Below are 13,072 nucleotides of genomic sequence, written 5' to 3'. Positions count from 1 at the left end.
GGATAATTATCTCGCCTTGCTTTTTACACTTATCGTTTACAATTGGCAATATGCAGCAAGGTATTATTGATGGATTAATCGATATTTTATTGACGAACGATAAAGTTTTGTTCAATGGCAAACGTTTGCTATTGATTTTTGTTATGCCTATTAGCTGTGTAATTATTTTTGTTTATTTCTTTTTCTTGTTTATTTTTTGTTAACTGAGATGAGTTTTGTGTTTTGCGAGCGTAGTCTGCGTCTTGCGTGACTTGGATTGATATTTATAACAATTAAGTTCTTTCAAGCTCACACTTTTACCAATTAGCTTTGTGAAATGTTAATTGTTTTACATTCTTAGTTTTGATTGCATTGTAAACATAATGTTAATCAAAAATGGCAAAACAAATATTAAGTACCAACATTTTAGTGTAGGGGAGTGCTCTCTCTGTTAATGCTCCCGAGCCGATAAAACGAAAATCAACAAGTAAGAGGTGAAGCGATTATGATGAATCTTGCTGCTGCATTACAAAGAAATGCTGCGAGTAAACCAGATAAGACGGCGTTGATATGTGGTGATGTCGAGATAACTTATGCGCAGTTTGATGCGATTACCGGAAAGATCGCGGCATCTTTAATCAACAAAGGGGTCGTTCCGGGCGATCGTATTGCGCTCTCATGCCCAAACATTCCTTTTTTCGCGTTTGTTTATTATGCGATACAAAAAGCTGGCGCGGTTGCTGTCCCATTAAATGTGCTTTTGAAAGCGCGAGAAATTAAGTATCACTTAGAAGATTCAAAAGCGAAGTTTTACTTCTGTTTTGAAGGGACAGCAGAACTGCCAATGGCAAAAGAGGGGGTTAAAGCGTTTGAGCAGGCTGATATATGTGAAAATATGGTCGTGATGACTCAATCGCAAGTTGAAAACGAATGGAATGGTGTGCCAACTCTCAATGCGTTTATAGCGGATGCAGAACCATTGTCAGATTATGTACCGCGTAATGCGGATGATACTTGTGTTATTTTGTATACATCAGGGACGACAGGCTTACCAAAAGGAGCTGAACTGACGCAGCAGAACATCATAATGAATGCTCTGGTGGCACAAAACATTATGGGCAGCCAGGCCGATGATATTCACTTAGTAACTTTGCCTTTATTTCATACCTTTGGTCAAACCGTCCACTTAAATGCCAGTGTTTTGGGCGGGGCAACCTTGGTGTTAGTGCCTAGGTTTGAGCCTAAATATGTTCTTGAGCTGATGGAAAAACACAAAGTGACGTTGTTTGCTGGAGTGCCAACGATGTATATCGGGCTTGCTTCATGTCCAGCACCAATTTGATACATCCTCACTACGTGTTGCTATCAGCGGTGGAGCCCCGTTGCCAACCGAAATCTTTAGATCCTTTGAGGAACAATTTAATGTCCCAATTCTTGAAGGATACGGGTTATCAGAAACAAGTCCTATTGCATGTTTTAATCATTTAGATCAGGAACGTATACCAGGATCGGTAGGCCAAGCGATTCAAGGCGTTGAAGTAAAAGTTGTCGACATTGAAGGCAATGCGCTACCGATCGGTGAAGAAGGTGAGATTGTTGTGCGTGGGCATAATGTTATGAAGGGATACCTTGACCGCCCGGAAGTTACTGAATCCGCGCTACAAAATGGCTGGTTCCATACTGGTGATGTTGGCCGTTTTGACAGTTCAGGTAATCTATTTATCGTCGATAGAATGAAAGATCTGATCATTCGAGGTGGATTTAACGTTTACCCTAGAGAAATTGAAGAAGTGTTTATGACTCATCCTGCAATCTTAATGGTAGCGGTGATAGGGATTCCAAATGAAGAGTATGGCGAAGAGATAAAGGCTTACGTTGTGCTTAAACCGGGAGAGTACATTGACGCGGAAACATTACAAAAGTGGGGCAAAGAGCAGTTAGCCTCTTTTAAATATCCTCGTTATGTTGAAATTCGTGAGCATCTCCCGATGAGTGCAACAGGAAAGATTTTGAAACGTGAGTTGAAATCTGAATTGAATGTGGCTTAGTCAATTCAATGAACTTCTCGTCACAGCGCCACTTGCCTAGAGCGAGTGGTGTTGTGCGCCTGGTTACTAAGGAACAGAAGATGGCAATCTCTCGCTAGCGTGTACACATGAACTATCTGTTTGATCTATTGTTCGAGTTGTTTTATGTGCGCTTCTAAGCGTTTTGGATTGGTAATGGTCACTGAACCATATTTCAGTTCTAGCATCCCAATACTCTCCAAATTTTTTAGTACTTTATGAACACTTTGACGAGTTAGCCCCATCATGTTGGCGATATGCTCTCTAGTCACTCTCACGACACACGGCTGAGTATTGATAGCTTGGTTGTGTTGGTATTCAGCAAGCAACAGCAATCTTCTTGCAATCCGCTCTTCGATTCCTCTAATCGCATCATCTTCGATAACTGAAATGGCAGACCATAAGCGGCGGCTAAGTAAGTCGAGAATCGTAGGGTAACTTTGAGGATATTTGGCGAGTAATTGGCGAAATTTATCACCAGGTAGTTCCAGTAAGGTCACGCCCGAATGCGCGGTTGCGCCAAAAATACGGGGCATGCCGGGAGAAAAAACATTGTCTCCAAACCAGCCTCCTGCCTCGAAAATCATTAATGTGACTTCTTTGCCTTTTGAACTCATCGAATTAATTCGTACGGCACCCTGTGCAATGACCATAAGAGAAGATTGAGGTTCCCCTTTATTGCAAATCAGTGCTTTTTCGTCGAAACAGCGAACTTTAGCTATTTGTGCTGCTTCACTAAGTCCTTTCTCGGGCAGCCCTGATAATACAGGACATTTGGCTAATAATGCTTTGACTTCTTCCATGTGCAACCTTACTGCATCCTGCTCTAGTTATTATTTGTGCTGGTTAAGTGGCAAAGTTTATCACTCTTTGATTGCTCTGCTTTAGATTGGTTTGGAAAGTGCGGGCGTTGAATAAAAAATGATATGGTATAAACGCCATACAAGAAAACGCCCGCTAAACAGAATGTTAAGCGGGCGCTATAGCGTTACATCAAATGGAAATTATTTCTGAGTGGCAGCTTTCATCGCTGACACAAAATCACCAAGTTTATCGAGCATAATTTGTGGCTGCTCGACATTCGCTTCAATGATTTTCACCACAGCTGAGCCGGAGATGGCCCCTGCAGCGCCAGACTCTATTGCTTGTTTCACCTGTGCTGGTTCAGAAATACCGAAGCCAAGCAGCGCTGGTGGTGCATCGAACTGGTTTAATCTATCTAACATGTGACCAACTGGCATATTTGCTTTTGTCTCTGCGCCTGTCACGCCAGCACGAGAAAGCAAGTAAGTGTAGCCACCACCCAGTTCTGATACTTGCTTCAGTGTTTCGTCACTTGCCGTTGGCGGTGCGATGAAGATTGGGTGAATACCAAACTTCTCTGCTGCTGCAACAAACTCTGCACTTTCATTGGTTGGTACGTCTGCAATCAAAACAGAATCGATGCCTGCTTTTGCACAGCGCTCGTAGAAGTTTTCGACACCGCGTGAGTAAACTAGGTTCGCGTACATCAGAAGGCCAATAGGCAGAACTGGGTATTTAGCACGAATCTTACCAATTTGTTCAAAGCAGATATCTGGTGTAGCGCCTGAATCTAGCGCACGAATGTTAGCGCCTTGGATGGTTGGGCCATCTGCAAGCGGATCTGAAAATGGAATACCAAGTTCAAGGGCGTCTGCGCCAGACTCAACGAGGGTTTCCATGATCTTGTAAGATTGCTCTGCGTTTGGATCGCAAACCGTTACGAACGGTACAAACGCGCCTTGGTTTTTCTCGTTTAGGCGCTCAAACATCTTTGCATAACGGCTCATTAAATCACTCCTTTTTCTTCTAGGATGGCGTGTACGGTGAAGATGTCTTTGTCACCACGACCAGATAGGTTTACGACCAATAGTTGTTCTTTCTCAGGATTCTCACGAGCCATGCGCAATGCATGAGCTAGAGCGTGAGAAGACTCTAGAGCTGGGATGATCCCTTCGCTGCGAGCCAGTTCTTGGAATGCCTCGAGCGCTTCGTCGTCAGTTACGTTGTCGTATTCTGCACGGCCAATTGCGTTTAGGTGTGCGTGCTGTGGACCAACTGAAGGGAAATCAAGACCCGCAGATACAGAGTAAGACTCCTCAACTTGGCCGTTTGGATCTTGCATCAATGGCGCTTTCATACCAAAGAAGATGCCCGTTTTGCCATGTTTAAGTGGTGCACCGTGTAGGTCTGTATCGATACCTTTACCTGCTGGCTCAACCCCAATTAGGCGAACGCTTTCTTCTTCGATGAAGTCAGCAAACATACCAATCGCGTTTGAACCGCCGCCCACACACGCGATAACGGCGTCAGGAAGACGACCTTCACGTGCCAAAATCTGATTCTTAGTTTCTTCACCGATCATTCGTTGGAAATCACGCACGATGGTTGGGAATGGGTGAGGACCTGCCGCTGTACCTAGTAGGTAGTGCGCGTCTTCATAAGTTGCAGACCAGTCGCGTAGCGCTTCGTTACATGCGTCTTTAAGTGTTGCTGAACCTGAGTGAACCGGAATTACTTCTGCACCCATGAGTTTCATACGGAATACGTTCGGGCTTTGACGTTCAACGTCTTTTGCACCCATGTAAACACGACATTTCAGGCCAAGTAGCGCACACGCTAGTGCAGTTGCTACGCCGTGTTGACCTGCGCCGGTTTCTGCGATGATTTCGTTTTTACCCATGCGTTTCGCAAGCAGAGCTTGACCTAACACTTGGTTGGTCTTGTGCGCGCCACCGTGAAGCAGGTCTTCACGTTTTAGGTACAGTTTGGTTTTCGTACCTTTGGTTAGGTTACGAGTTAGAGTTAAAGCCGTTGGACGGCCCGCATACTCTTGAAGAAGTGTCATGAATTCGCTGCGGAATTCTGGATCTTCTTGCGCGTCGATAAACGCTTGCTCTAGTTGCTCCAGTGCTGGAACTAGAATTTGCGGAACGTACTGACCGCCGTATTCGCCAAAGTAGGCATTCAGTTTTGCCATCGTTATATTCCTTCTCGTATTTTTCGCTACGAATAGCTTTAAATTTTTTAGCTGATATCCAGCTTTAGTAGTTGCGAATGGCGGTGAATGCCGCGAGCAACTTCTGTGAATCTTTTTTGCCTGGCGCACTTTCTACACCAGAGTTTAAATCTAATCCCAAGCAACCTAGTGCCGCTGCTTGTTGAGCATTTTCTGGCGACAGTCCGCCCGCTAGCATAATTTGGCTTGGGTCGCCGATCAGTGACCAGTCGAACACTTGACCGGTTCCGCCAGTTTGAGTGCCAACTTGCGCATCTAATAGATGGCGGTCAATGTGGTCTGCAAGTAGTTCTGGCTTCGCATCAGTCACGCCGTAAGCTTTCCAAATTTCTACTGTTGTTGGCAGTTCGGCTTTGAGTTGGTTTACGTAAGCTTGGTCTTCTTGACCGTGCAGCTGAACTGCTTTTAAACCCAAAGAGGTCACGACAGAAGCAACAAAATCGATATCGTGATTTTGGAAAACGCCAACGTAATTCAGTGGAGCACCGCTCATGGTTAAGCGAGCACCCTCAAGGTCAACCGCACGCTTCGACTTCTCGACAAAAATCAGGCCACCAAATACCGCGCCAGCTTGATATGCTTTTGCTGCATCATCTGGATGCGTTAAGCCACACACTTTGTTTTCGCCTAACGTCACTTTACGTACTGCAAGTTCAAGGTTGTCTTCCGCCATCAGCGAACTACCAATCAAGAAGCCGTCTGCGTATTCCGCTAAATCACGAACTTGTTGATGCGTATAAATGCCAGACTCTGAAATCACGGTCGCGTTTGGTGCTAATTCGCGAATTGTCGGTGCCAGTTCTTTAGTACGATTCAAATCAGTACTTAGGTCGCGCAAGTTACGGTTATTGATGCCGATAACGCGTGCGCCTAGCTTAACGGCACGATGAAGCTCTTCTTCGTTGCTGACTTCGGTCAGAATGCCCATGTTCAGGCCGTGTGCTGCTTCTTCTAGCGCTTTGTACTCTTCGTCATTCAGGACAGAAAGCATCAGTAGCACGGCATCAGCACTGTAATGACGCGCTAGGTAAACTTGGTAGGTATCTACCATGAAGTCTTTGCACAGAACCGGTTGTTTGACTTGATCACGCACTTGAGGAAGAAAGTCAAAGTTACCTTGGAAGTATTTCTCGTCTGTTAATACTGAAATTGCATCAGCATGGTTGTTGTAAACCGATGCAATGTAATCCAAGTCGAAGTGATCACGAATCAAACCTTTGGAAGGAGACGCCTTCTTACATTCGGTGATGAATGCTGTCTTTTCGCCACTCAGTGCATCGTAGAAGCTGCGGTCCGATGGCAGCAGATCAGACTGAAATGTGCTTAGCGGTTGAGACACCTTACGGTCTGCTACCCACTGATATTTGTCGCGGACAATTTTTGCCAGTACTTCTGCCATTTCTGCTTCTTTCTTAGAAACGTGTTCAGACAGGTTGTCAGCTTGCTGAGTGTTGAAGTCAGTCATCTTCTTCAATTCCTTAAGCGTGTGCGGCAAGTCGTTGTACCAATTGGTACGCCTTGCCTGAATTCATTGCCTCAATCGCTTGTTGCGTGTTGGCTTTTAAATCTTCGTGGCCGAATAGACGCATTAGCAGAGCTACGTTCACTGCCACTGCGCCCAATTGTGCGTCTGTACCTTTACCTGTCAGAATATTGGTAATGATCGCTTTGTTTTCTTCAGGATCGCCACCTTTGATCGCTTCTAGTGGGTGTGCTTCTAGACCGAAGTCTGCAGGCGTTAGTTTGTATTCTGTGATCTTACCGTCTTTGATTTCGGCAACGGTTGTTTCACCGTGAATCGCCACTTCATCCAAGCCACTGCCGTGTACTACAGCGGCGCGCTTCATACCCATTTGTAGCATGGTTTCTGCGATAGGACGAACCAGTTCTTCACTGTAAACACCCATCAATTCGATGTTTGGACGAGCTGGGTTAATCAGCGGACCAAGAATGTTAAAGATGGTTCGTGTTTTCATAGTTTGACGCACAGGCATCGCATGGCGCACACCACCGTGGTATTGAGGTGCGAATAGGAAAGCGACACCGATATCGTCGACCGCTTTGCGCGTATCTTCTGCGCTCATTGCTAGGTTGATACTAAATGAATCAAGAAGGTCAGAAGAACCAGATTTGCTTGAAACGCTGCGGTTACCGTGTTTCGCTACTTTCAGACCACATGCTGCAGCAACAAACGCCGCAGTGGTTGAAATGTTGATGGTGTTGTGACCGTCGCCGCCCGTACCTACGATATCTGCGAAATCGTAATCTGGGCGAGGGAATGGGTTTGCATTTGCCAGTAGTGCTTTGGCCGCGCCTGCAATTTCATCTGGCGTTTCGCCTTTGATTTTTAGTGCAGTCAGTGCTGATGCCATCAAAATGGGGTCTAGTTCACCACGGATGATGATGTCAAACAGCTGTTGGCTCTCTTCCTGAGTAAGCGATTCTTGCTCGTACAGTTTGGTAATAATAGGGTTGATGATTGCTTCCATATTTCCTCTCCTAAATTTCTTATGTGCCAAGTGCTTTTTAAGCAGTGAGTGGGTTCACTGAAGTTGATTCTTCAAGCGCCCATTCAATGGCATTGGCCAACAGTGTTGCTCCGTAGGTCGTCATAATAGATTCCGGGTGGAACTGGAACCCGCAAACTTTATCTTCTTCATGTACAACAAACATCACCAAGTCATCCACTTCTGCCGTGATGGTTAGACTCTCAGGAACCTTGGTCGCAACCAGCGAGTGGTAACGTGCAATCGCAAGTGGTGATGGTAGGTTTTGGTAAATCGCATGGTTTTGGTGCTCCATCATAGAGACCTTACCGTGAATGATTTCACCCGCGCCAGCAACGGTGCCGCCGTACGCTTCAACAATCGCTTGGTGACCAAGACAAATACCGATCATCGGAACTTTGCCTTTCATGCGTTGGATAAGCTCTGGCATTGAGCCTGCTTCTGAAGGAGCACCAGGGCCGGGCGATAGCAGAACCACTGGGTTTTCAAGCTCGTTTACCGCTTGTTCGATGGTTTCTGCTGGGATGCTGTTTCGGTAAATCTTGACTGAGTGACCTAGCGAGCGGAACTGATCCACAAGGTTGTAGGTGAACGAGTCAAAGTTATCGATGAATACGATGTTCGCCATGTCTGCTACTCCTTGTTCGTAGGTTGAGAATGCGCTGCTTGAATAGCAGAGATTACCGCTTGTGCTTTGCCGCGCGTTTCGTCTGCTTCCGCTTGTGGATCAGAATCGAACACCACGCCTGCACCAGCTTGAACTTGAGCAATGCCGTTCTCAACGTACGCTGAGCGGATCACGATACAAGTATCTAATGTTCCTTCGCCTGTAAGGTAACCCACAGCACCGCCGTAGCTGCCGCGTCGTGCGCCTTCTACATCGCGAATCAACTGCATTGCACGAATCTTTGGTGCACCAGTGAGCGTGCCCATGTTCATACATGCTTGGTATGCGTGCAGCGCGTCTAGGTCTTCACGCAGTTGACCAACCACACGAGATACCAAGTGCATAACGTGGCTGTAGCGGTCGACTTTTAGAAGGTCTGCTACGTGGCGAGTGCCAGCTTGAGCAATACGAGCGACGTCGTTACGTGCCAAGTCAACCAACATCATGTGTTCTGCGTTTTCTTTCATGTCGGTGCGCAGTTCAAGTTCGATGCGGCTATCTAGGTCGAAATCAATCTCGCCGTTAGGGTGCTTGCCACGGCGACGTGTGCCTGCAATTGGGTAGATTTCAATTTGGTTGGTGTCGGTTTCATACTTAAGCGCGCTTTCTGGTGATGCGCCAAACAAAGTGAACAGCTCATCTTGCATGTAGAACATGTAAGGGCTTGGGTTACTTTGTTTCAGTTCTTTGTAAGCAGCGAGCGGAGAAGGGCAAGGTAGAGTGAATCGGCGAGATGGTACGACTTGGAACACATCGCCTTTCACTACGAACTCTTTTAAGTCGCGAACGATTTGACAGAAGTCTGAATCAGATACGCTAGGTTCTACCGTTACGTCGGCGATTTGCTCCGCATTTGGAAGTAACTTTGGCGCCGCACATTGAGCGCTGATTTCTGCGATGCGAGTCTCTAGCGCTAGTTTTTCTGAATCATCCACAAACAATGTAGCTTGAAGCTGGCAAGATTCCGTTTGATGGTCGACAACAAGCAATGTTTCCGCTACGTAGAAAACGTAATCTGGACATTGATTGGTTGCTTCTGCATTACCAAGCGGCTCGAAGTTTGCGACTAAGTCGTAGGCAAACAGACCGCCAAGGAAAATCGCGTGTTTGTCTTGCTGTGAAACATCGAAGCTGTGTTGCACTAAACGTAGCGCGTCAAAAGAAGAAGCTTCACGTAGTCGAGAGTCTTCATCTAACGTGTCGCATGGCTGGCTAAACTCCAAAGTCAGCGTTTCGCCATCGAACTTACTTTCAACGTCACCACGGATGTTCTGGTTTAGGTGAGACAGTAGGTTTTTACCGTTGTTGGTTAACGCCTGCATGTTTACAGTGTGGCCGTAACAAACGATGCGCACCGCTGAATCTACGATTAAAAGTGATTTTAGATTCTGTTTCGAATCAATTTCAGCGGATTCGAGAAGCAAGCTATCTCTTTTGTTCTCACAAATGGTATGGAACAAACGTGTTGGATCTTGAGTGTAAGGAACCGAAGTCTTTAATACTTCTAGGCATCCAAGTTTCTTGATTTCTATGGCCTTATTCACAAGACCTCCTTGTAGCTGTCTAAATCTTCCTGCCGTACATAGTCGCATAAAGCAAACGTTCTCCCAATCTAGAGTTAGCCATATTCGATTAATGTTTAGGCAGTTGAATGTGAAATGAGCAACAAAACAAAAAAGCCCGCTTAAGTAGCGGGCTTTACAACGTTTGGTTCTATAAACTAGAAGTATACGTTTGCCCACCAAGAACTAGTCCAAGTGCGCCACCAAGCAAGATCTGATGAGTTTGCCTTATTAAGACAAACCGCAACTTTCGCTTTTTGGTTTTGGTTAAATTCTTGTAACATGGTGAACCTTAAATTACGCACTTTGTATTTGTGTACTAGTTAACTAGTGCGAGGGTAAAAAGTCAACCCCAAAACAGCATTAAAACGATAAAAATATGAGAATTGATTTACATAGTCACACCACTGCATCGGACGGTCGGTTAGAGCCTAAAGATTTAGTGGAAAGGGCGCTGAGTTTTGATATCGAGGTTTTGGCGATCACTGATCACGATACGGTTGACGGCTTGGCGTTAGCCAAGCAACACGTTCAAGACAATAATTTGCCGATCAAAATCATCAACGGCATTGAGATATCGACTGTCTGGCAAAACAAAGACATTCATATTGTTGGTTTGAATATCGATCCGGAAAATGAACAATTATCCGCCCTCATCGAGCAGCAGAAGCAGCACCGCATAACAAGGTCAGAGTTGATTGCAGAGCGACTACAAAAAGCAACTCGGGAAGGTGTGCTCGAAGAGGTAAGGCAGATCGCCGGTGATGCGCCTGTTACGAGAGCGCACTTCGCGAAATGGTTGGTGGATAATGGTTACGCAAAAACCATGCAAATGGTGTTTAAAAAATACCTAACGCGTAATAACCCAGGTTATGTACCACCGAATTGGTGCTCGATGAAAGATGCGGTTGATGCTATCCATGCTGCTGGTGGTTTGGCGGTATTAGCGCATCCTGGAAGATATAAGTTGACAGCGAAGTGGATTAAGCGTCTTCTAGCAGCGTTTGTAGAAGCAAACGGCGATGCGATGGAAGTTGCACAGCCGCAGCAAGCGCAACAAGAAAGGCGCAACTTGGCTGATTATGCTATACAATACAAACTATTAGCGTCTCAAGGCAGTGACTTTCACTATCCATCCCCTTGGATGGAGCTAGGAAGGAACCTTTGGTTGCCTGCTGGCGTCGAACCAGTTTGGAAAGATTGGGGTATTGATCCTTCGTTGGATATATCAAAGTAACCTCAAGGTGTGGGTTTCAGCGTCAAACAACTGGAAAGTGTATATATTGCGTCTCAATGTGGCTTTCCTTTTCGTTGCAACTGAACAACACTTTTAATCTTGAAGTCACTTGATAAAGCACAACAAGGCGGCATTCAAGCTCCACATAAGAATATAGAGCCGAGAGGCTCGATAATGAGGAATTACAATGAGCCAGTTTTTTTACGTTCACCCAGAAAACCCACAGGCTCGCTTGATTAATCAAGCAGTAGCAATCATTCGTAACGGCGGCGTTGTGGTGTACCCTACCGATTCAGGGTACGCACTTGGCTGTCAGTTGGAGAACAAACAGGCACTGGAACGAATCTGTCAGATCCGTCGTCTGGATGATAAGCATAACTTTACTTTATTGTGTCGTGATTTGTCGGAGCTTTCTCTATATGCGCGAGTAGATAACTCTGCATTCCGACTACTGAAAAACAACACACCAGGTCCTTACACCTTCATCTTCAAAGGCACGAAAGAAGTGCCGCGTCGTTTGATGAATGCAAAACGTAAGACCATCGGTATCCGTGTTCCAGACAATCAAATTGCCTTGGATTTGTTGGAAGCATTAGGTGAACCGATGATGTCTACGTCGTTGATCCTACCTGGCAGTGACGTAACAGAGTCTGATCCGGAAGATATTCGCGATAAACTAGAACATGCGGTTGATGTGATTCTTAATGGCGGTTACTTAGGTGAACAACCTACGACCGTCATTGACTTTAGCGAAGGTGAACCTGTTGTGGTGCGTTTGGGATCAGGTGACCCGGCACCATTCGAATAATTCGATTAATAGACGTACACCACCGTCAAACAAAATAGGAGGCATCGCGCCTCCTATTTTAGTTTCTTATTATTGCGTATCTCAGCGAACTTCGCTGATTGAGATTAAGCGAAATCGAAAATGTCGATACCATTTTGTTCAGCATAGTTGATGTATGCAGAGCTCACGCCGTTTAGTGTCACTTCAACATTGTATTCATCACTAGAGAATACCGCCCAACCACACTCGTTGTAAGATAAAGTAAGATCATCCGCTGAATCTAAGAACGTATCGCGAATGCCATCATTGTCGGTGTCTCTGCCCATATCGAAGACAAGTTTGTCATGAAAAATATTAAAATCGACAATATCGGCTTTAATATCAATATCGTTGGAAGATACAGGTTGATCGGGTACGCCAATAGCCAGGCGGTTTGTAAGCACAAAAGTGTCGTCTCCACAGCCGCCGCTCAGTACTGATTCACCATCGCCAACGACGAGCGTGTCGTTACCCCAACCCCCACTCAAGTAGTTGTTGCCTGAGTAATCAAAAATTGTATCATCGCCACAGCCACCAAAAAGCTTGTCATTTCCCAATCCGCCCGATAGGAAGTCGTTGCCAAAGCCGCCAGAAACAAAGTCGTTTCCTCGGCCACCGAGCAAGGTATCGTCTCCCCAGCCCCCGAAGACAACATCATTGCCTCCGTATCCTACGAACTTATCATCACCACAGAAGCCGAAGAAAATATCGGTTGTTTCAGCCCCTTTTGTACCGGTCATATCGTCATCTTGAGATGTCCCAAAAATCCAATTTAGGTCTAGATTTAGCATAGACATTGTTCTATTCCTTTTTGTCTGATTTATGCCAACCGCCGAAAATGCAGAGCTAATCTAGCTAGTTAAAATACACGATAACGTTAGCGTCATTTTTAATAGTAAATAGTGACTTACCGATGCTTCTTTCTTGCTATGAGTGCTCATTTATCCACGATGATTGGTATTACTTAGCAGCAAACAGGGACGGCTTATTCTTCGTTGCTTTCTAGCAATACGAACAGTAAACACACCCCAAGTGGTTATTGTTGTAACCCTGACAATTTTATCAGGTACTGCACGGTTAAAGTGGCTCGGGAAGACCGATATTAGTGGGATTCTCGCTGGGCAATATCAGTATTAAGTAGGAAAAAAGTTGCAGAATAGAGTAAATATTTTCGACGTTTTAAAGTGA

General features: G+C 45.5%; 11 protein-coding genes, 1 pseudogene and 1 other annotated feature. Of the genes and pseudogenes, 3 read left to right on the top strand and 9 right to left on the bottom strand.

Going from position 1 to position 13,072, the window contains the following annotated elements:
- Positions 1 to 484: 484 nt before the first annotated feature.
- Positions 485 to 2,027, top strand: a pseudogene (locus ACWPOD_RS14815) (long-chain-fatty-acid--CoA ligase).
- Between the two features lie 125 nt (positions 2,028 to 2,152).
- On the opposite strand, the gene ACWPOD_RS14810 reads toward ACWPOD_RS14815, so the two are convergent.
- The 8 genes from ACWPOD_RS14810 to ACWPOD_RS14775 all read right to left on the bottom strand — a co-directional run bounded on the left by ACWPOD_RS14810 (position 2,153) and on the right by ACWPOD_RS14775 (position 10,105).
- Positions 2,153 to 2,848, bottom strand: a complete 696-nt coding sequence (locus tag ACWPOD_RS14810) for a Crp/Fnr family transcriptional regulator (RefSeq protein ID WP_006743300.1) — start codon at positions 2,846 to 2,848, stop codon at positions 2,153 to 2,155.
- Positions 2,849 to 3,049: 201 nt separating this feature from the next.
- Positions 3,050 to 3,856, bottom strand: a complete 807-nt coding sequence (gene trpA / locus ACWPOD_RS14805) for a tryptophan synthase subunit alpha (RefSeq protein WP_456232018.1) — start codon at positions 3,854 to 3,856, stop codon at positions 3,050 to 3,052.
- Positions 3,856 to 5,046: a tryptophan synthase subunit beta gene (trpB, locus tag ACWPOD_RS14800; RefSeq protein ID WP_456232017.1), complete on the bottom strand. Its 1,191-nt coding sequence runs from the start codon at positions 5,044 to 5,046 to the stop codon at positions 3,856 to 3,858. Before trpB ends, trpA begins: the two co-directional genes overlap by 1 nt.
- A 64-nt stretch (positions 5,047 to 5,110) precedes the next feature.
- Positions 5,111 to 6,550, bottom strand: coding sequence for a bifunctional indole-3-glycerol-phosphate synthase TrpC/phosphoribosylanthranilate isomerase TrpF (gene trpCF, locus ACWPOD_RS14795; RefSeq protein ID WP_456232016.1), 1,440 nt, complete (start codon positions 6,548 to 6,550; stop codon positions 5,111 to 5,113).
- 13 nt (positions 6,551 to 6,563) lie between these two features.
- On the bottom strand, positions 6,564 to 7,574 hold the full coding sequence (gene trpD / locus ACWPOD_RS14790; RefSeq protein WP_456232015.1) for an anthranilate phosphoribosyltransferase: 1,011 nt from the start codon (positions 7,572 to 7,574) through the stop codon (positions 6,564 to 6,566).
- Between the two features lie 37 nt (positions 7,575 to 7,611).
- Positions 7,612 to 8,220, bottom strand: a complete 609-nt coding sequence (locus tag ACWPOD_RS14785) for an aminodeoxychorismate/anthranilate synthase component II (protein ID WP_456232014.1) — start codon at positions 8,218 to 8,220, stop codon at positions 7,612 to 7,614.
- A 5-nt stretch (positions 8,221 to 8,225) separates the two neighbouring features.
- On the bottom strand, positions 8,226 to 9,803 hold the full coding sequence (locus ACWPOD_RS14780; RefSeq protein ID WP_012841622.1) for an anthranilate synthase component 1: 1,578 nt from the start codon (positions 9,801 to 9,803) through the stop codon (positions 8,226 to 8,228).
- Between the two features lie 126 nt (positions 9,804 to 9,929).
- Positions 9,930 to 10,033, bottom strand: a sequence feature (Trp leader region).
- Positions 9,980 to 10,105, bottom strand: a complete 126-nt coding sequence (locus ACWPOD_RS14775; protein WP_005376787.1) for a trp operon leader peptide — start codon at positions 10,103 to 10,105, stop codon at positions 9,980 to 9,982. Its footprint overlaps the feature before it by 54 nt.
- A 95-nt stretch (positions 10,106 to 10,200) precedes the next feature.
- Here ACWPOD_RS14775 and rnm point away from each other — a divergent pair, with 95 nt between their 5' ends.
- Positions 10,201 to 11,058 (top strand): RNase RNM, encoded by an 858-nt coding sequence (gene rnm / locus ACWPOD_RS14770; RefSeq protein ID WP_005394817.1) that lies wholly within the window; start codon positions 10,201 to 10,203, stop codon positions 11,056 to 11,058.
- A 187-nt stretch (positions 11,059 to 11,245) separates the two neighbouring features.
- Entirely contained in the window at positions 11,246 to 11,866 is a 621-nt protein-coding gene (locus ACWPOD_RS14765) for an L-threonylcarbamoyladenylate synthase (protein ID WP_005376791.1), read from the top strand.
- A 104-nt stretch (positions 11,867 to 11,970) separates the two neighbouring features.
- Here ACWPOD_RS14765 and ACWPOD_RS14760 read toward each other — a convergent pair whose 3' ends face one another.
- Positions 11,971 to 12,681 (bottom strand): calcium-binding protein, encoded by a 711-nt coding sequence (locus ACWPOD_RS14760; RefSeq protein WP_074191538.1) that lies wholly within the window; start codon positions 12,679 to 12,681, stop codon positions 11,971 to 11,973.
- Between the last annotated feature and the right edge of the window lie 391 nt (positions 12,682 to 13,072).

Source organism: Vibrio sp. JZG120 (assembly GCF_053890955.1).
This window is presented reverse-complemented; position numbering and strand designations above follow the sequence as displayed.